Source organism: Microbacterium sp. 4-7 (assembly GCF_014332665.1).
Lineage (GTDB): Bacteria > Actinomycetota > Actinomycetes > Actinomycetales > Microbacteriaceae > Microbacterium.
Genome location: NZ_MCRH01000001.1, coordinates 20,428 through 38,759, shown reverse-complemented (window position 1 = coordinate 38,759; position 18,332 = coordinate 20,428). Strand labels below are relative to the sequence as shown.

The 18,332-nt window shown below is 69.5% G+C and carries 16 protein-coding genes; 12 read left to right on the top strand and 4 right to left on the bottom strand.

What is annotated here, in order from left to right; all coding sequences use genetic code 11:
* Positions 1–89 precede the first annotated feature (89 nt).
* From BEP68_RS00165 to eccD, 3 genes are read right to left on the bottom strand one after another with little or no spacing between them, the layout of a single operon-like run.
* Entirely contained in the window at positions 90–1,430 is a 1,341-nt protein-coding gene (locus BEP68_RS00165; protein WP_187248884.1) for a S8 family serine peptidase, read from the bottom strand.
* Entirely contained in the window at positions 1,430–2,782 is a 1,353-nt protein-coding gene (eccB, locus tag BEP68_RS00160; RefSeq protein ID WP_187248883.1) for a type VII secretion protein EccB, read from the bottom strand. The genes BEP68_RS00165 and eccB overlap by 1 nt, the downstream gene beginning before the upstream one ends.
* Positions 2,783–2,785: 3 nt before the next feature.
* Entirely contained in the window at positions 2,786–4,120 is a 1,335-nt protein-coding gene (eccD, locus tag BEP68_RS00155) for a type VII secretion integral membrane protein EccD (protein WP_056276643.1), read from the bottom strand.
* A gap of 444 nt (positions 4,121–4,564) precedes the next feature.
* Between eccD and BEP68_RS00150 the strand changes: the two genes are divergently transcribed.
* The 12 genes from BEP68_RS00150 to BEP68_RS00095 all read left to right on the top strand — a co-directional run bounded on the left by BEP68_RS00150 (position 4,565) and on the right by BEP68_RS00095 (position 17,803).
* Positions 4,565–4,879 (top strand): WXG100 family type VII secretion target, encoded by a 315-nt coding sequence (locus BEP68_RS00150; protein WP_053098670.1) that lies wholly within the window; start codon positions 4,565–4,567, stop codon positions 4,877–4,879.
* Positions 4,880–4,920: 41 nt separating this feature from the next.
* Entirely contained in the window at positions 4,921–5,202 is a 282-nt protein-coding gene (locus BEP68_RS00145) for a WXG100 family type VII secretion target (protein ID WP_082298072.1), read from the top strand.
* 127 nt (positions 5,203–5,329) lie between these two features.
* On the top strand, positions 5,330–5,767 hold the full coding sequence (locus BEP68_RS00140; RefSeq protein ID WP_053098672.1) for a hypothetical protein: 438 nt from the start codon (positions 5,330–5,332) through the stop codon (positions 5,765–5,767).
* On the top strand, positions 5,767–7,104 hold the full coding sequence (locus tag BEP68_RS00135; protein WP_082586491.1) for a S8 family peptidase: 1,338 nt from the start codon (positions 5,767–5,769) through the stop codon (positions 7,102–7,104). The genes BEP68_RS00140 and BEP68_RS00135 overlap by 1 nt, the downstream gene beginning before the upstream one ends.
* Positions 7,094–8,530, top strand: coding sequence for a hypothetical protein (locus BEP68_RS00130; protein WP_187248882.1), 1,437 nt, complete (start codon positions 7,094–7,096; stop codon positions 8,528–8,530). The genes BEP68_RS00135 and BEP68_RS00130 overlap by 11 nt, the downstream gene beginning before the upstream one ends.
* A 118-nt stretch (positions 8,531–8,648) precedes the next feature.
* Positions 8,649–10,013, top strand: coding sequence for a hypothetical protein (locus BEP68_RS00125; protein ID WP_053098675.1), 1,365 nt, complete (start codon positions 8,649–8,651; stop codon positions 10,011–10,013).
* Complete coding sequence (locus tag BEP68_RS00120) at positions 10,010–11,254, top strand: FHA domain-containing protein (RefSeq protein ID WP_187248881.1); 1,245 nt, start codon at positions 10,010–10,012, stop codon at positions 11,252–11,254. The genes BEP68_RS00125 and BEP68_RS00120 overlap by 4 nt, the downstream gene beginning before the upstream one ends.
* A complete protein-coding gene (gene eccCa, locus BEP68_RS00115) occupies positions 11,251–15,225 on the top strand; it encodes a type VII secretion protein EccCa (protein ID WP_187248880.1) in 3,975 nt (1,324 codons plus the stop codon). Before BEP68_RS00120 ends, eccCa begins: the two co-directional genes overlap by 4 nt.
* 19 nt (positions 15,226–15,244) lie before the next feature.
* A complete protein-coding gene (locus BEP68_RS00110) occupies positions 15,245–15,547 on the top strand; it encodes an SAV_915 family protein (RefSeq protein ID WP_053098678.1) in 303 nt (100 codons plus the stop codon).
* Entirely contained in the window at positions 15,544–15,840 is a 297-nt protein-coding gene (locus BEP68_RS00105) for a hypothetical protein (protein WP_053098679.1), read from the top strand. Before BEP68_RS00110 ends, BEP68_RS00105 begins: the two co-directional genes overlap by 4 nt.
* A complete protein-coding gene (locus BEP68_RS00100; RefSeq protein ID WP_187248879.1) occupies positions 15,840–17,051 on the top strand; it encodes a hypothetical protein in 1,212 nt (403 codons plus the stop codon). Before BEP68_RS00105 ends, BEP68_RS00100 begins: the two co-directional genes overlap by 1 nt.
* Positions 17,051–17,803 carry a hypothetical protein gene (locus tag BEP68_RS00095; RefSeq protein WP_056276661.1) on the top strand — a complete coding sequence of 251 codons (753 nt, stop codon included), beginning with the start codon at positions 17,051–17,053 and terminating at the stop codon, positions 17,801–17,803. The genes BEP68_RS00100 and BEP68_RS00095 overlap by 1 nt, the downstream gene beginning before the upstream one ends.
* Before the next feature lie 25 nt (positions 17,804–17,828).
* On the opposite strand, the gene BEP68_RS00090 is transcribed toward BEP68_RS00095, so the two are convergent.
* The gene (locus BEP68_RS00090; RefSeq protein ID WP_056276664.1) at positions 17,829–18,299 is read right to left on the bottom strand and encodes a recombinase family protein; all 471 of its coding nucleotides are present in this window, start codon (positions 18,297–18,299) and stop codon (positions 17,829–17,831) included.
* Positions 18,300–18,332: the final 33 nt, after the last annotated feature.

Below are 18,332 nucleotides of genomic sequence, written 5' to 3'. Positions count from 1 at the left end.
AGCGTCCGCGCACTCCCACCGGCCGTCGGGCCGCCTGGGTGCCCTGAAGCGGCCGCGCCGTGTCGCTGCGGACCATCGCGCCGCGCGTCTCAGTGAAACGTGCTCGGGTCACCCGATGCCGGACCGGGGATGTTGAGCAGTCCGCCTTCGCGTTCGACCTCGACCGGATCCACGACCGGCTGCTCTCTGCGGCGACGCAGCACGATGAGGATGCCGAGCACACCGAGCAGAGTCGCTCCGCCGATCGCGGTGAACAGCGCGGCCTCCCGTGTGAGCAGGAACGGCGACGCTCCATGGTCGGGGTCGGCGGTGGCTGCGGGCGGTCGCACGGCGCTCTCCGAGGTGTCGAAGTATGGGCTCACGGGCCCGCGCGTCGTCTCATCCGGGAGCAGCTCGATGGCGGCGAGCGGCTGGATGAAGCCCCAGCCGTCGATGTCGTCCCGATTGTCGGCGTCGGTTCGCAGCGCGGTGGCGGTGAGCCGATACGCCCAGCCGGCGGGCGGATCCTCGGGGTGCGCTTGCGCCACCAGTGCGGCAGCCGCGCTCGCGTATCCGGTCGCGAAGCTCGAGGCAGGGGCATCGGCGGCGAAGACGCAGTCGCCCCCGCCCACCGCTGCGCTCAGCACCGTGCTTCCGGGGGCTGTCACGCCGACCTGGGGTCCGTGGATCGAGTCATCGGTCGCGCGTCCGGTGGCGTCGGCCGCGCTGACCCCGAGAACCTGCTCATAGGCCGCGGGGTAGCGAGCGCCGTCTTCCGCGTCCGGATCTGACGCCCTGTTCCCGGCGCTCGCCACGACCAGGGCGCCGACGGCGGACGCGTGTTCGACCGCCGCCCGGAGATCGGGGGAGTCGGCTGTCTGCGAGATCGAGACGTTGATGATGTCCGCGCCGTTGTCGGCCGCCCAGTGGATGCCGTCCGCGATGCGTTGCGAGGTGGGCCCGTACCCCTTGTCCTTGTCCTGCTGCTGCTCGCTGCGGAACACTCGCACGGAGAGCAGCCGGGCGTCGGGCGCGAGTCCGACGACGCCGGAGTCCGCGACCGGCTGTGCGGCGATCTGCCCGGCGATCGCCGTGCCATGCCCGGTCGTGTCGGTCAGACCATCAGCCCGCTCGCCGTCGCCGACGAGATCGACACCGCCGATCACGGCTCCGGCGAGATGCGGATTGCCGGCATCGATGCCCGAGTCGACGACGGCGACGACGACCCCTCGGCCCGTGGCGACGCGGTGGGCCTCGTCAGCACCGAGCAGTGCGAGGGCGGGTGGGACCTCGGGCGTGAACACCACGTTGCCGGGTGTGCAGGCATCGCCGGACGTCGCCATCGATGCGATCGACGTCGGGACGGCAGGCGATGCCAGAGCGGATGCCGGTGCGCCGAGCAGCGTGGCGCCGAGGACGACGGCCGTGAGAGCGGCTGTGCGGCCGCGCATCAGTCGGTCCCCGAGCCGGGCGACTCTCTCGCAGCATCGGAGGTCAGCGCGGGGCCGGCGGCGAAGAACTCGATCCACGCGTCCGACACCTGTCCGACGTCATCGGGGGAGTACCCGAGCTGAGCGATGGGGCCGCTTGCGGACTCCTCGGCGCTCTGCGCTGCTGCAGCACCGGGGATCGCGAACGCGGTGCCGGATTCGTCGATGAGCACGGCCAGACCCGCCGCGTCCTCGGACCCACCCGTGACCTCGACGAGGGCGCCGCCACCGACCTTCACATCGACGCCGGAGCGCTGCTCGGGCAACTCGGTGGTCGTCGCCGCGAGCACCGTGTGCGCGTCATCGGTGAGCATCGCGCAGGGCGTCTCGCCGGCGGCGAGCGTGGTCAACGGCAGCGTCGGCCAGTCCTCGCCCCCGATGTACGGGCGGGTCTCCACGTCGGCGACCTCGGCGGGGGAGACCTCCTGCTGAGCACCGACCTCCTGGCCGCTGCCGAGGAGGTAGAGCTGATACGCGAGGGGACTGAGTCTGGCGAGCTCGCCGGTGCCGAGCGCCACGTAGCGCTCGTCGGCAGGGCTGCCCTGGGTGTGCACGATCGTGCCGGCTCTCAGATCCGTTCCGGGCACCGATGCGCCGACGCCGTTGATGCGGATCGGCTCGAGCTCGTCACCGGACTCGAAGAGGTTGAGCCATCGTCCGTCGACCTCGAGGACGTCGCTGGTGCCGAGTCCGACGGCGCGGAGCACGGCGTTGGCATCGTCGGCGGGCACTGCGTGGCGTTTGCCGTCTGCGATCACGAACAGCTCGTCGCCGCGCTGGACGACGGCACCGGTTCCCGTCGACACCTCGGCGATCGGCGCGCTCGACAGCGACACGGCGGCGCCGGCCGTGTCGTCGATGCACGCTGTCCAGGAGGAGTTGATCAGCGCCGCGGGCGCGGGCAGATCATCGGGCGCACCGAGGATGCCGATCGAGGGGCCGACCGGGATCCCGTCGAGCGCCGCCTGATCCGTCCGCACCACCTTGAACTCTCCGGCGGGGATCAGAAGCCGCGCGCTGGCCGTGTTGATCACCGGGTACAGCGTGCCCTCGACGGAGACGTAGCGGGCACCGGTGTCGGTGGCGACGATCAGGCGGTTGTTCTGCCAGTCGCCGGGGAGCCCGGGCTGCATGATTCCCCAGAACACCCCGACGAGGATCACGCCGACCGTGAGTGCGACTCCGGCGACGACCGCGCGCAGGGGCTTCGCGGGGTCGAGCTCTTTGCCCCCGGGGGCTCCGCCGGTGAACGCCGAGAGCAGGCGGCGCCTGCTGAAGCCCTGGGCCTCGATCAGATCCTTCTTGGTCGCCATGGGTCAGATGAGTCCGGCCGTCGTGACGCCGAGCGGCAGCAGCAGAGCGAGTGCGATGACCTCGACCGTGTCGCCCAGCCTCGTGAGCCGCAGACGCGCTTTCGGCGTGAGCAGCGTGAGACCGACCAGGATCACGGTGGCCACGACGAGGATGAGAAGCATCCAGGTGCGGACGTCGGGCAGAGCGAGTGCCACCGTCACACCGGTGACGGCGAGCCCGATCGCGCCGATGGCCATGAGGACGAGCACGCCGAGGCGCGCGTGGATCTGACGCGACTGGAACATCATGCCCACGAACGCGAGCACGCAGAGCAGAGCCCCGAAGACGCCGCTCCCGGCGACCAGAGGGGTCGCGATCAGCGCCGCGAGGCCCAGCGCAGCGCGCAGTGCGATGAGAGTGCGCGTCCCCGCGGCGGCGCGGCGCTTGACCTCGTCGGCATCGATGGGCTCGGGTGCGGCGAACATGTCGGCGTCGCTCTGAGGGGAGATGACTCTGATGCGCGTCGAGCTGAGAGCGAGCCACGGGATGCCGTTCGCGAGCAGTGCGGTCGTGGCGAGCATGATCGCGTAGGGAGCGAGCGCATCGCCGAAGATCGCGGCGGTCGTCGCGGTGATGCCGATCGAGGCGCCGAGCGCGATCGGCACGAGATGGATCTCGGGCTTCTCCTGAGTGACGGCGAGGCCGAGGCCGCCGACGATGACGAGACCCAGTCCCATGGCCGCGAGCGGCCAGCCCCAGATGCTCTGCACGGGAACGGCGAGGAAACCCGCGAGCCCTCCGTAGGCTGCGGCGGTGAGTCCCAGGGCGTGTCCGGCTTCCGGCTGACGGAGGCGCATGAGCACGGCGGCCGCGACGCTGAGGACGATGGCTCCCGAGCCCGCGATGATCGCGGGCAGGAGGGACGTCGGCGGTGTGGCGACGAGCAGCAGCGCGCAGAGGGCGAGGAAGGTGAGGCTGACGAAGAGCGCCGTGCGCGAGCTGTCCGCGGGCGTCCAGGAGCCGTGCTGCTCTGCCGTCGCGTCGATCACCGCTTCGACGACGTCGTCGTAGACGCGCGGCTCCTGCATGAGGCCGCCGCGGACGAGAGTGAGCAGCTCTCCGTCGTGCACACCCTGCGCCGCCGCGCCGCGTGCCGGGTCCAGGGGCGTGCCATCGGCTCGCTGCAACGAGTAGCCGCCGTGGGTGAGGGTCGGGTCGAGCACGCCGAGACTCCGGGCGAACCCGGGGATGATCTCGACCAGCGGGACCTGCGACGGCACGCCGACGTCGAGCCGACGGTCGTCGCTGACGACGGAAAGCCGCAGCACGGTGCCTGCCGTTGCGCTGCTCTGAGTCATGGAACGATGCCCCCTCCATGGTGTGCAGCCGGGCGGGAGGAGACCCGTGGCTGCGCATTCCGCCTTTCACCCTAGTTGAGGCGTGCGACAACGCACAGTCGCAGGATGCGACGTTTCTCCATCGACTGCACGATCTCCCGGAGGATGCGCTGTGCGCTCTGGTGATCGGAGGCAGGACCTCTCGAGCCTCTACGCGATACTCGAAGCGCGGGGGAACCAGTGCGCTGATCGTGTGCCGTGACAGGGCGCTGAACTGAGCATCTTCGATTTTCTCCATCGACTGCAGGATCTCCGCTCGGATGCATCATGAAATCTGGCGATTCGTTCCGATGTGTTCTAGCCTGTGTCGTGAAACAGATTCGTGGGGGGTTGTTTCGTTGTCGTCCCAAGACTGGGATGCGCTCCCCCGCACGTGTGTCCCATGTGGACCGGAGGGAGTGAGTTATGGCTGATGTCATCTCCGCAGAAGAAGGGGCTCTGCGTCGCGGAGCCCAGGCGGTGCGGGAGACCAAGTCCGGGATCGACCAGCAGACCAAGAAGGTCCGCGGTGAGATCGAGCAGCTGCGTGGTTTCTGGACCGGTGCGGCTGCTGTGTCGTTCACGACGCTGATGTCGCGGTGGGACGAGCAGGCGCGTCAGCTCAATGAGGTCCTCGTGACGCTCGAGGATGCTCTTGCGGGCACCGAGCGTGACCAGGCTGCGACCGAAGAAGCTCACCAGCAGACCATCTCGGGCCTCGGCTCGATGATGGGCGCCTGAGCGTAGACCACAGAGATTTCAAGGAGAACATGATGCAGTCGATGTCAGTTCGCCCGGAGCAGGTCAACGCTCTGGCAGCGCAGATCCGCAGCGGGTCGCAGGGTATTCGTTCCGAGCTGGACCGTCTCGAGTCCGAGGTCAGCAAGCTCCGTGCGGCGTGGGATGGTTCCGCGCAGCAGGCGTATGACCAGGCTCAGGCCAAGTGGAACCGTTCGCTGAGCGAGATGCAGCAGCTTCTCACGCAGATCGCGGGCAAGACCGAGGAGATCTCGGGCCAGTACGTCCAGACCGACAAGTCGGCCGCTGGGCGTTTCGGGGCCTGATCCGTGGCGCGGGCCCGACGCAGCGATGCGCCGGGCCCGCGCCGTCTGCTGTGCTGTTCGGCGATCGAGTCGGAGGGCGCAGCAGATGTTTCGGAATCATCTGCCGTTGTGAAGGGGAGGGGCGTCGATGAGCATCGCAATCGACTTCGATGGAGTGTTCGCTGAGCTGAAGCGGATCCTGCGTGAGCTGCAGGAGTTCCCCAGCCCGTCCGAGGTGGCGGTCTCGGAGGGAGGGTCGTCGAAGGCCACCGTCGACTTCCGGCGGGCCGTGGCCGATGCCGCGCAGTCGATGGGAGACGCCACGGCGCGGACCATCGCCAAGATCCAGGACACCCACGACGTGATTCGCGCCGCCGTGATGCAGATCGCCGAGCAGGACGCGTCGCTCGCCGACGAGACGAAGCTGATCGTGTCGCTGCTGGACTCGGCCGTCGCCCAGGGCGACGGCGACACCGCGACATCGACAGGCGCTGGGACCGGCGCGACGGGTGGGGGCTCAGCCGGAGTCCAGGCATCTGCACCGACGTCTACGGGTGCCGATGAGCCCGAAGAGGCCGACTACTGATGAGACGCACTCGCCGCGGAGTGATCGCGGCGGTCGGCGCTATGGCGCTGGCCGCCGCGATCGCGGTGCCCTCGAGCGCGACAGCGGCCGCCGCATCGGGTCTGTGGTGGTTCGATCGCGGCAAGGTCCAAGAGGCGCACGATGCGGGCTTCGACGGGGCGGGAATCAAGATCGCCGTGATCGACAGTCAGATCAACCCCGACGTGGTCGGGCTCCGCGGGGCGAACGTCACCGTCGATGACTCCTCGTACTGCTTCGACGCGACCGGCCAGCCGTATCCGGCGGTCTCTGCCGAGTACGGCAAGTCCTCTCACGGCACCCAGGTGGTCTCGATGATCGCCGGAACCGGCGAGGCTCCGGCCGGGGGCGCCCCGGTCAAGGGTGTGGCGCCGGGGGCAGAGGTGGTCTTCTACAGCACCGGCGTCCTCGACGGCGTCATCGGCGAAGACGGCGGCGATGCGGAGTGCCTCCAGGAGAACGGCGAGGAGCTGGGCGACGACGGTCGTTTCGCTCTCGACCGCGCGATCTCGGACGCCGCGGCAGATGGCGCCGACATCATCTCGATCTCCTCCGGAAGCAGCATCAACATGCGGCAGGGTCTCGCCGACGCCTATGCCTCCGACGCGGTCGTCGTCGCCGGCATGTCGAACGAGGACGGGATCAGCCTGTGGCCCGCGGGGCTCAACGGAGTCGTCGCGGTGCAGGCCTTCGGTGAGGACGGCAAGATCCAGACCGGAACGAACGGCAAGCCGAACCTGGCGGAGGACGTCGTCGTCGCCGCACCCGGGGTCGGGCTCCTCCTGCAGGGGACCCCGGATTCCTGGGACGCCCAGCAGATCGGGTCGGGAACGTCGTTCTCGACGCCTATCGTCGCGGGCTTCCTCGCGATGGTCAAGCAGAAGTACCCGGATGCGACAGCAGGGCAGCTGATCCAGAGCCTGATCCACAACACGGGCACCAAGGGCGAGCACGAGCCGGAGTGGAACGACAGCACCGGGTATGGAGCGGCCTCCCTCACGGGGATGCTCGCGGTCGACCCGTCGAAATATCCTGACGTGAACCCGCTCTTCGACACCGAGGACACGTACGCGCAGCCGTCTCTCGGCGACGTGAACGAGGCGAAGGCGGCGCTCGGAGGCGGCGCGCAGACACCCGTCCCGACGGACGCGCCGGTCGCCGAGCAACCCGATCAGCAGGCATCGCCGATCACGCCCTGGCTCATCGGCGGAGGGATCGTCCTCCTGCTGCTGGTCATCGGCGGGATCATCCTCGCGATCGTACTGACACGCTCCTCACGACGAGACACCACCGAACAAGGGGGAAACCATGGCCGGTAAGCAGATGGGCCCGGGCGGGTACGAGGCGGAACTGAACCGCATCCGGCAGCTCGACGACTCGATCATCCCGCGGCTCTCCGCCGTGACGAATGCGTTCACCTCACTGGAGCGAGCGCTCTCGGCCGTGCGCCTCTCCGAGTTCTGGGAGGGCGAGTCCGCCAAGGGGGCGACCGCTGACATCGACGAGATCCGGTCGAAGGTGTCGGCCATTCTCAGACTCGTCGAGGCCGTGGACTCCGCGGTCGTCGAAGGCAACTCGGCTCGACGCGAGATCGCGGCCGCCGAACTCCCGTCGGCATCGATCGACCCCTTCTGGGCGAACGCTGCCAAGGGCGCGTCCTTGGTGGTGCACCCGGTCCTCGGTCCGCTCGCGGCGGACAAGGCTCTGGACGCCATCGGCGACTTCCTCGGCAACCAGCGGGAGGATGCCGCGCGCGAGGTCGTTCAGAAGGTCGAGGCGTCGCTGACGGAGCCGACGAACAAGCTGGCTCAGGCGGCCCGCGCGATGAACGAGGTCGACTACCGGTCGTCGAAGGCCCCGTCCGGTTCTGACGAGCCGATCCCGGGCGCGGAGATCGACGCCCCGAGGATCGGATCCCCGGGGATCGGCGGCGGCCCGTCCGGGTACACGCCCGGTGGCGGTGGATACCAGACCGGTGGCGGTGGAGGCGGGGTCGGCGAGTATGTCCCGCCGACGCCGACGGACCCGACCGTCCCCGAGTACCTGCCTGACCCCACCTATCCGACGATTCCCGATGGTCCCGGAGACTGGGAGTACGACCCCGACGGACCGGGAGGCCCCGGTGATACCGGCGGCGATGACCCGACGGTCGACTTCCCCGGCGGCGGCGTGCTGCCGGGAGGCACCGGCGGCGGCGGTTCAGGGACCGGAGGCGGGTATCCGTTGCACCCCGGTTCGACGCTCCCCGGCGGAGTCATCGGTGGGGGCAGCGGCATCGGCGGCATCGTGGGCGGCGGCGCAGGAGCCGCGGCCATCGCTGCAGGATCCAAGATCGCCGGTATCGGCAGCATGGGCACCCTCGGCGGATCCGCACTCGGAGGCTCGTCCGGCGCCGGCCAGAGAGGCAGTGGCGGCCTGCTGGGCAAGTCCGCCGTCGGCGGAGTGGGTGCGCGCGGCGCGGGTGGATTCGGCTCAGGTGTCGGTGGCGCTGGCGGTGTCGGTGGCGCTGGCGGTGTTGGCGGTGTCGGCGGAGCAGGCGGTGCGGCGGGCTCGTCCGGCGCAGCAGGCTCCGGCATGCGTCCGGGTATGGGAATGATGGGCGGCGCGGGAGGCGCCGACGAGGAGGAGAAGGCCAAGCGCTCCGGTCTCGGTGGTCCGATCGCTCCCAAGCTCGAAGACGACGAGGAGCGCGGTCCGCGTGCCAAGGGCGCCCAGGCGGGCTCCCGCGACGAGCACGCGGACTGATCAGCATCACCGCGGCGGGCGTGGACGGCGGATGCCGTCCACGACCCGCACGCGTGCATGGTCGGTGGTCGGTCACGCCGCGGAGTGAGCAGCCGCACACGGTCGATAGGGTTCAGGTATGTCAGTCGAAACGGTAGAACGGCGTCGGATCGTTCTTCAGAGCGAGGACCGTCGTTTCGACCTCTCGCTTCCCTTCGACGAGACCCTCGATGACGCGCTCGTCCTCAGCGGACTGTCGACGGCCGATCGCTTCGCGACGATCGGTCCCGGCGGATTCGAGATCCCCGGCGACACCGAATGCGAGGACCTCATCGACGGAGGCCTCTACGCGCTGATCGACCGCACGGCACTCGCGCCGCAGGCGCGAGCCACGGGCGCGCCGGAGCGGCCTTCGCGCGCGGACCACGGCGCCCGATGGTGGATGCTCGGCGTCAGCGGACTGCTGCTCGTCGCGGTATTCGCCCAGGGGGCCGGAGATCCGCTGCTCAGGCTCCTGATCGGTCTCCTCCTCGTGGTCGGCGCCGTGAGCGGTGCCGTCGCATGGTCGCGCCGGGACTCCGCAGCGGGGGTGCGCGGCATCCTCGGCGTCCTCGCGCCTGTCCTCCTGTCGTTCTCGGCCGGAGCGCTCCTGATCCCGGCTCAGCTCGACGCGAGTGCGCACCTCTCTGCCGCATCCGGGTTCCTCGCCGCGGGCATCACCACTTCGGTCATCGCCGTCTCTGCCCGAGCCCGTCCGATGCGCGCGGCCGCCGGAACGGCGACGGTGCTCCTCGTGGGGCTCGCGGCGGTCTGGGGGCTCTCGCTGCTGCTGCGATGGGGCCCCGCCGAGGCCGCAGCCATCTCTCTCGGACTCGTGCCGCTCGGGCTGCGCGCACTGCCCAGCAGCCTGGTGAACCTCCCGGAGGGGTACTTCATCGACTACAAGCACTTCATGACCAGCCGGTGGACGGTTCGAGGAGCGATCCCGGAGTCGGTCGGGCTGCTCCGGCCCGAGCGCATCATCGCCGTCGTCGATGACTCCTCGGCCCGGCTCATCGCCGGAACAGCGGTGCTCAGCGTCGTCGCCGCGCTCATGGCTCCTCTCGCCTTCCTGCGCCCGTGGCCGGACGACCCCTTCGTGATCTCGGGTGGTATCGCACTCCTCGTCTGCGTCGCGCTCGCACTCCTCCTGACCCCTCGGCACACGACATCGCGCATCCTCCGCTGGCTCCCGCGTGCGGCGGCGGCGGTGGTGTCCGTGGTCGCCGGGCTGCAGGCGGCCGCAGCGCTGGGCTCCGGCTTCCAGGTGCTCGGCGCCGCCGTGCTGTTCGCGGTGGGCCTCGCGGCGGTCGCCGTGATCATCCCCGTCTCCCGCGGTGCGAGCTCGCTCATCTGGTCGCGCTTCGGTGACGCCTTCGAATGGCTCGCCGTCGCCCTCGCCCTTCCCGCGGCGCTGCTCTACGCGAATGTGCTGTCCCTCGTTCGTGGAATGATGGCCGGATGAGCGGGAACGGTGAACCACAGTCCTGGCCGGGCGGTGGAGCGATCCCGCCCGTCCAGCCCGGACCCGGCCAGCTCGGAGAGGTCCCGGCGCTCCCGCCGGCGCTGATCGCCGCGGCCCCCGGTGTCGACGGCGCGCCCCTCCGGTCCGCATCCGCGCCTCCCAGCCCCACTCCGATCGTCTCGACACGCGCCAGGACGAGACGACCCGAAGACGGGCTCGGTCCGGCTTTCGTCGGCTCGCCCGCGGGGACCGGGGCGCGGATCGCCGCCTTCACGCTCGACAGCGCCGCCGTCATCCTCACCGCGTCCATCGTCCTCGTCACCACTGGCAGCATGCTGCTGGCCGGCCTCACGGTCGCCGAGCTCGCGATCTTCCTGTGCGTGCTCGAAGCGCGCACAGGACTCACCCTGGGCAACGCCGTGCTGCGTCTGCGCGCGTCTCGCGGCGACCGGCCGTACTCGCCCGGCGTGGGGCGCCAGTTCGTGCGGGGGATCATCACCGGCGCCGGCTTCCTCGTCGCGGTCGGCAGCTGGGTCGTCGTCGCCTCGAGCGCATGGGACCGTGGCGGACGTCGTCAATCGTGGGCCGATCGCGTGGCCGGCACGGTCGTCGTCGCCGTCCCGCCTCGGGCGCCCGCCGATGCGCCGCAGGAGGCGACGGTCGCCGAGGTCGCCACTCCGCTCGCTCCTCCGCAGGTCGTGCCTCTCGGTGCCCATCCGTCCGTCGTCGACGAGGACTCCGAGCCCACCGGCGCCCGCGCGGCCTCGCACCGCACCGAGAAGCCCGCCCCCGCGGCCCAGGGTGACGACAAGCCGCTCTTCACGGTCGCCCCGGCGGCTGCGCAGCATTCCGATGCTCCGACTCCGGCATCCGAGTCCGGGGCGCTGCTCCTGATCTTCGACACCGGCCAGCGCGTGCAGCTGGGGCTCCCTCTGGCGGCGAACATCGGTCGCGCGCCGGTGGCGAGTGTGCACGACGATCGGCTGGTGACCGTGACCGACCCCGACTCCTCGGTGTCGAAGACGCACCTCCGGCTCGAGCACTCGCGCGGCAGAACCTGGGTGACCGATTTCGGCTCCACCAACGGGTCCGACATCCGATCCGACGACGGGCAGACGACCGAGCTCGTCGCCGGCGAGCGCGTTCTGCTCGACGATGCCGACCGGGTGCGCATCGGCAATCGCAGCTTCACCATCAGCCTCCTGCTGGCCACCGACAGCAGCGCCGGAGAGAGAGCATGACAGGACCCCGTCTCGCGCCGCCCCGAGTCCCCTCCGGAAAGCTCCCCGTCCAGGCGCCGCCCGAGCTGCAGCCCAATGACGGCGGTATGGGAATCCTCGGATCCCTTCTGCCGATGCTGGGCAGCGTGGGCGCGATCGTCATGGTCACGATGTCGAACCAGTCGGTGACCGGACTGCTCACCGGCGGGATGTTCCTGCTGTCGTCGCTCGGCTTCGTGGCGGTGAACGGATGGCGTCAGCGATCCCAGCGGCAGGCCGCGACGCTCGGCTCGCGCCGTGAGTATCTCGCCTACCTGACCGAGCTGCGTCAGACCGTGCGGGTCGCGGCTCGCCAGCAGCGCCGTGCCGCGAACTGGCACCTCCCCGCACCGTCGGCGCTGCCGTACATCGCGGAAGAGCGCACCAGGGTATGGGAACGCGGGATGAACGACCCCGACTTCCTGACGGTGCGTGTCGGCACGAGCGACCAGCCGCTGTGCATCTCGCTCGAGGCACCGGAGCTGCCGCCGCTCGCCCAGCTCGACCCGGTCGCCGCCTCTGCCGCGCACCGCTTCATGCTGACGCACGAGATCCAGAAGAACCTCTCGCTCGGCATCACGCTGCGCGACTACGCCCGTGTCGAGATCACGGGAGACGAGGCCGAGTCCCGCGGCCTCGCGCGCGCCATCCTGCTGCACCTCGCGACGATGCACGACCCCGACACGGTGCAGGTCGTCATCGCGGCGGACGCGGCGGTGCTCCCGCAGTGGGAGTGGGCGAAGTGGATGCCGCACACGCACTCGCGCACGGTCAGGGACGGGCTCGGCGCTGCGCGCATGATCGGCTCTCAGCTGTCGGAGCTCGAGGAGATGCTTCCGGCCGAGGTCAGGGAGCGGTCGCGTTTCGCGCGTGACGGATCCGGTGCCAAGGTGCCGCACATCGTCATTTTGACCGATGGGGTCAGCACCTCCTTCAACGACGCGCTCGTCAGCGGCGACGGCGTGCAGGGTGTGACCGTGATCGACCTCCCCTCGCGGTGGGGCGATCTCGACGATCCGAACGCCCTGCGCATCGCGTTCGAGCCGGGGGACAAGGGTCGCCGAGCCGAGCTGGTCAGCCTGCAGGTGCCTGCGCGTCCGTTCGAAGCCGACTCGATCAGCATCGTCGAGGCCGAGGCGACAGCGCGTCGACTCATCGCCCTCTACGCGGGTGGCACGACCATCGCGAAGAAGAAGAGCGCGACGGATCAGGCGGAGCTCGTCGAGCTGCTCGGCCTTCCCGACGTCCGCGATCTCGATCTCGATGCCGCGTGGGCCCCGCGTCTCGAGCGCGACCGTCTCCGGGTGCCCATCGGGCAGACCGAAGACGGCAGCCCTCTGATCCTCGACATCAAGGAATCGGCCCAGCAGGGCATGGGCCCGCACGGCCTCATCATCGGTGCGACGGGTTCGGGCAAGTCCGAGGTCCTCCGCACGCTCGTGCTCGCGCTGGCGATGACGCATTCTCCCGAGCAGCTCAACTTCGTGCTGGTCGACTTCAAGGGTGGTGCCACCTTCGCCGGTATGGCGGACATGCCCCACGTCTCGGCGATCATCACTAACCTCGGCGAGGAGATCTCGCTCGTCGACCGTATGCAGGATGCGCTGCAAGGCGAGATGGTCCGCCGTCAGGAGCTGCTGCGAGCGACGGGGCCCTTCGCCAACGTCGCAGACTACGAGAAGGCCCGCCGTGGCGGACGCACGGACCTCGCTCCGCTTCCCGCTCTGCTCATCGTCGCCGACGAGTTCTCGGAGCTGCTGTCGGCGAAGCCGGAGTTCGTCGACACGTTCGTCAACATCGGTCGCCTCGGACGTTCGCTCCAAGTGCACCTGCTGCTCTCCTCGCAGCGCCTGGAGGAGGGCAAGCTGCGCGGTCTCGACACGCACCTGTCGTACCGGATCGGCCTCCGCACGTTCTCGGCCGCCGAGTCGCGCACCGTGCTCGGAGTTCCTGACGCGTACCACCTGCCCACTCAGCCCGGTGCCGGAATCCTGAAGTCCGACACCGAGACGATGACGCAGTTCCGCGCCGCCTATGTGTCCGGGCCCCCGCCCCGCCGTCGGCGCCGCGCGACATCGGGCTCTGCGCAGAGCACCGGGTCGACAGCGGTCGAGCTCTTCACCGCAGCACCCGTGTGGCGGGCCGAGACGCCCGTCGACGAGCCTGAGGTCGTCGTCGACGCCGAGCCCGAAGAGAAGCGCAACACGTTCGAGATCGCCGTCGAGACGATGAGTGGCCGAGGACCGGCCGCCCATCAGGTGTGGCTCCCGCCGCTCGAGACGCCCGCGACGCTCGACCAGCTGTTCGGCGACCTCGTCGAAGACCCCGCCCTCGGTCTCATCTCCCCGCGCTGGCGGGGCGCCGGCGCACTCACCGTGCCGCTGGGAATCGTCGACGTGCCGCTCGAACAGCGACGCGAGAACCTCGCGATCTCGCTCGGAGGGGCGGCCGGTCACATGGCGATCGTGGGCGCTCCGCTCAGCGGCAAGAGCACCCTCGCCCGCACCACGTTGGTCGCGCTGGCGCTCACGCACACTCCGCAGGAGGTGCAGTTCTTCGTCATCGACTTCGGCGGCGGCAGCTTCACCGGCCTGCAGCGGTTCACGCACATCAGCGGGGTGGCCACGCGTTCGGAACCCGACATCGTGCGTCGCACGGTGGCCGAGGTCACGGGCCTGCTCAACGCCCGCGAGGTGTACTTCCGTCAGAACGGCATCGACTCGATCGACACCTACCGCCAGCGCCGCGCCCAGGGCCTCGCCGACGACGGCTACGGCGACATCTTCCTCCTGGTCGACGGCTGGGGCACCCTGCGTGCCGAGTTCGAGATGCTCGAACCCCAGATCCAGGCGATCGCCGCGCGAGGCCTCACCTACGGTGTGCACATCGTCATCACGGCGTCGCGCTGGATGGAGGTCCGAGCCAACATCAAGGACCTCATCGGCACCCGCATCGAGCTGCGCCTCGGCGATCCGACCGACTCCGAGGTCAACCGCAAGGCCGCCGAGAACGTCACGTCGATCCCGGGCCGCGGACTCAACGAGAACGGCCTGCAGATGCTGACCGCACTGCCGCGCATCGACGGTGTCGATGACGCCTCCTCGCTGGCCGACGGCATCGACGACCTGGTCACCCGGGTGGCATCAGCGTGGCACGGCCCCGCGGGTCCGAAGCTTCGTCTGCTGCCGTCGCGCATCAGCCACGCCGATCTGCGAGCGGTCGCCGCCGCCGCTTCGACCGACGGCTCGGAACCCCGCGAGATCCTGCTGGGAATCGACGAGGCCAACCTGGCCCCGTTCTCGATCGATCCGCTCGAAGAGCCTCTGCTCTATCTCTACGGCGACGCCGACTCGGGCAAGTCGTCGATGCTCCGTGGCGTCGTGCATGAGATCACGCGTCTCTACGGCCCGACGGAGGCGAAGATCTTCGTCGTCGACTATCGCCGAGCACTGCTGGGCGAGATCCCGCAGGAGTATCTCGGCGCCTACCTCACGTCGCACGAGATGACTGAGGGCGGGATGAGCGAGCTCGCGCAGTTCTTCCAGAGCCGCATCCCCGGCGCCGATGTCACACCCGACCAGCTGCGCTCCCGGTCGTGGTGGAAGGGCGCCGAAGGTTTCGTGCTGATCGACGACTACGACCTCGTGGCGACGTCGCAGGGCAATCCGGTCGCTGTGCTCGCGCCTCTGCTCGCGCAGGCCGCCGACCTCGGGCTCCACGTGATCCTCACGCGTCGCACCGGCGGAGCCAGCCGCGCGGCCTACGATCCGATCATCCAGCGGATGACCGACCTGGGTGCCACCGGCATCCTGCTCTCGGGAAACCCCGAGGAGGGCCAGCTGATCGGCAAGGTCAAGGCGATCCCGGCCATTCCGGGGCGTGCCCAGATCGTCAGCCGAGACCGCGGGCTGGTCGCCGCCCAGCTGCTGTGGGTGCCGCCGAGCTACCAGTAGGACCGAGAGAGAGGCCGTCATGACCTTCGAACCCCTAACGCCGTCTCAGCCGATGGTGCCGCCCGTGCTGTATCTGCCGTTGAGCGTGACGTCGACTCCGGAGGCGCAGCTCGTCGAGATCAGGGAGTTGAAGGACGGGCGGCTCGCGCTCCTCGCATACACGGCGCTCGACCGGCTGCTGACGCTTGCGGGCGAACGGCAGCCGTGGATCCTGGTGCGCACCGAGGACCTCGCGGAGATCAAGCGCGCGCAGCCGTACGACGTCGTGATCTTCGATCTCGATGTGCCCGCGTCGTATCGACGGGACGGGGCGATCGCATGACTCGCATCGCGATGGACCCGGAGGTCATGGCCGTCCACGCGAGCATGCACGAGGAGGCCGTGGAGGCGATCGAAGGCAAGCTCGCCGCCATTCCGACCGCCGTCGACGGTGGCCTCGCTTCCGATGCGGTGGCGGCGATCATGATGCGGGTCGGTGACGGCGTCGACGCGCTGTACCGGATCAACGGCACGCTCGGAGAGATCGTCCGTGCCATCGCACAGGATTCCGCGACGAACGAGCAGGACGTGATCGATCAGCTCACCCCGGTCGCGACGATCGTCGAGGACCTCTGATGACGATCGACACGACCACCCATGGTGACGCCGCGCAGGTGCGGGCGGCTGCGGAGTGGCTCGATCCCGGTCTGAAAGACGCGGCCGACGGTTCGTCCCGCACGACGAGCTTCATCCCCACGGGCGTGCGATCGCACTGGTACGGCGAATCGGCTGACGACTACGTCACCATCCTGTCGCGGACCACGGACGCGGCGGACGAGATCGCAGGGTTGGCGCGCGACGCGGCGGAGAAGCTGCGCTCGTACGCCGGCCAGTTGGAGCGGATGAAGGAGGACTTCGCCGCGCATCGGGAGAAGGCCCGCGGCGAGGGGCTCCCCGTGAACGGAATGGTGATCGGGCGGCCGGTCTCCCTGATTCCCGTGTGTCCTGCGACGCGCGACGATCCGTACTGGGATGAGTGGCAGCAGCACCTCGACCGCATCGACCTGTACAACAAGATCGCCGAGGACGTCGGTTCGTGGTGGGGCGAGCTCGAAGTCTGGATCAGCGAGAATCTCGACGGCTTCCTCGATGGGCTCCCGACGCAGTCCACCGCACAGAAGATCCTCGCCGGGCTCCACGAGGCGGGCGGTGAGGCTCCGAAGATCTACCTCGAAGGGCAGGCGCTCGCGTGGAAGACGACGGCGACCGACCTTGTCTCCCATGCGGAGGATCTCCGCCTCGGGGCCTCCGACTTCGTGCGCGAGCTGCGGTCCGGGAACCCGGCTGTGAAGGCGGCTGCGGAGGCGGCCAACCCCGGCGGAATGCGCTGGGCGGCGGACGAGGCGGAAGACCTCGCTCGGCGACTCTCCCGAGCGAGCAAGGCGCTGCCGGTCGTGGGTTGGGGCATCGACATCTGGAACCTGGGTTCCGACATGTCCACAGGTGACGACCCCTCCTCCACTGCTGTGGAGATCGGCGGCGGTGTCATCGGCGGCATCGCTGCCACCGCCGGCGTCGCGGCTCTCGCCGCGGCGGGCGTGATCACTCTGCCGGTCTGGGGCACTGCGGTCGTCGTCGGCGGGGCAGCGGTGGCAGTGGGCGCCGGCGCTGTCTGGGCGTACGAGAGCTGGGTGCCGCAGGACGTGCGGGAGTCCATCGATGCAGGGATGGAGAACGCATGGGACGCGACCACGGACTTCGCCGAGGACGCGTGGGAGAACACCACCGATTTCGTCGGCGACGTCGGTGACGGCGTCGGGAAGGCGTGGAAGGGTCTGTTCGGGTGATGGGGCAGGAGAAGACCGCGGAGACCGTCTGGGTTCCCGGCCATGCCGGATGGCAGGGCCAGAAGGGGTCGACGACGGGGCTGGTGGTGCTCGGCGTCGTGCTCACGGCAGCAGTCGTCTTCTATGCGGTGACACTGCTGGCTGACCCCGCCCCGGCCATGAAGCTCCTCGGATCGGGGGTCGTGCTGGCGGTCGGCGTCGCGGCGTGGCTGTTGACCGCTCATCTCCGGATCGAGCGAGTGAGGGTCGTACGGGTTGCGGTCGACGGATCGACGGTCGTGTTCGGCGGTGCGGCGGAGGTCGTCTGGCCGCTGCGCGCGTTCGTCGCAGCCGGAGCGCTGCTCCTCGCCGGATGGGCGTGGAGCATCTTCACCGTTCCTGCCGAACGGATGACGATACTGACTCTGCTGGGCGTGCCGGTGATCGGGCTGATCCTGCTCACCGTCGGCGTGCGCTCGTGGTTCCGTCCTCTCGACGGCCATCGCCTCACCCTGCGTCGTGACGGGGTCGAGCTGCGGATTCCACGCAACCGCGTGAATGCGGCCTGGGATGAGATCTCGGCTGCATCATTGGAGGGCGATCGCGTGGTCGTCCGGACGACCACGACGCGACCATCCTCGTGGGCGACGCGCGATCTCGCGAGTGATCCGGTGATCCTCGCGGAACTCGTCTCCTTCTACGGGAAGCGCCCCGAGGCCCGCGCCGAGATCGGAGCGGGAACTCTCGCTCGACTTCGCTCGGGAGACTTCTGAGCGCGAGACGTGTGAACCCGCGAGCTCAGCGCGTGGCGTCGGCCAGATGACGCGCGTCGTGACTCAGCACCTTGACGATGATGCCGTGGCGACGCAGCTCCTTGGCGGTACGCGCGCCCTCTTCGGAGTCGCGGCCGAGAGCGTTGATGTTCGCCACGACCAGGACGTCACCGGGCTTCAGTGTGCTGATCAATCGCGACAGCCGATCGCTCCAGCTCTCGAGGATGTCGGGAGCGGGGTGCCGGAATCCTTCGATCGGCACCCCGAAACGCGTGAGATCGTCGCGCTGCTCGACCACCGAGGGCATGCCCTCGCGGGAGACCACGAGCCCGACCAGACGTGAACCGTCCGGGCGTGCGAGCCAGAAGTCGCGATTCTGCTGCAGTTCGGTGAAGCACTTGGGGCACTCCGCAGCCGCGTGCGGCAGATGCAGCGGGCTCGTCAGGGCCTCGTCGACGGATGCCGTCGCCTTCATGGGATCGATCGTCTCGCTCATCGCGCACCTCCGGCATCCATTCTGCCCTGCGCG

Excerpts from the sequence above, each read along its gene's own strand:
- BEP68_RS00165 (WP_187248884.1), bottom strand. The coding sequence starts at position 1,430 with ATGCGCGGCCGCACAGCCGCTCTCACGGCCGTCGTCCTCGGCGCCACG.
- eccB (WP_187248883.1), bottom strand. The coding sequence starts at position 2,782 with ATGGCGACCAAGAAGGATCTGATCGAGGCCCAGGGCTTCAGCAGGCGC.
- eccD (WP_056276643.1), bottom strand. The coding sequence starts at position 4,120 with ATGACTCAGAGCAGCGCAACGGCAGGCACCGTGCTGCGGCTTTCCGTC.
- BEP68_RS00150 (WP_053098670.1), top strand. The coding sequence starts at position 4,565 with ATGGCTGATGTCATCTCCGCAGAAGAAGGGGCTCTGCGTCGCGGAGCC.
- BEP68_RS00145 (WP_082298072.1), top strand. The coding sequence starts at position 4,921 with ATGTCAGTTCGCCCGGAGCAGGTCAACGCTCTGGCAGCGCAGATCCGC.
- BEP68_RS00140 (WP_053098672.1), top strand. The coding sequence starts at position 5,330 with ATGAGCATCGCAATCGACTTCGATGGAGTGTTCGCTGAGCTGAAGCGG.
- BEP68_RS00135 (WP_082586491.1), top strand. The coding sequence starts at position 5,767 with ATGAGACGCACTCGCCGCGGAGTGATCGCGGCGGTCGGCGCTATGGCG.
- BEP68_RS00130 (WP_187248882.1), top strand. The coding sequence starts at position 7,094 with ATGGCCGGTAAGCAGATGGGCCCGGGCGGGTACGAGGCGGAACTGAAC.
- BEP68_RS00125 (WP_053098675.1), top strand. The coding sequence starts at position 8,649 with ATGTCAGTCGAAACGGTAGAACGGCGTCGGATCGTTCTTCAGAGCGAG.
- BEP68_RS00120 (WP_187248881.1), top strand. The coding sequence starts at position 10,010 with ATGAGCGGGAACGGTGAACCACAGTCCTGGCCGGGCGGTGGAGCGATC.
- eccCa (WP_187248880.1), top strand. The coding sequence starts at position 11,251 with ATGACAGGACCCCGTCTCGCGCCGCCCCGAGTCCCCTCCGGAAAGCTC.
- BEP68_RS00110 (WP_053098678.1), top strand. The coding sequence starts at position 15,245 with ATGACCTTCGAACCCCTAACGCCGTCTCAGCCGATGGTGCCGCCCGTG.
- BEP68_RS00105 (WP_053098679.1), top strand. The coding sequence starts at position 15,544 with ATGACTCGCATCGCGATGGACCCGGAGGTCATGGCCGTCCACGCGAGC.
- BEP68_RS00100 (WP_187248879.1), top strand. The coding sequence starts at position 15,840 with ATGACGATCGACACGACCACCCATGGTGACGCCGCGCAGGTGCGGGCG.
- BEP68_RS00095 (WP_056276661.1), top strand. The coding sequence starts at position 17,051 with ATGGGGCAGGAGAAGACCGCGGAGACCGTCTGGGTTCCCGGCCATGCC.
- BEP68_RS00090 (WP_056276664.1), bottom strand. The coding sequence starts at position 18,299 with ATGAGCGAGACGATCGATCCCATGAAGGCGACGGCATCCGTCGACGAG.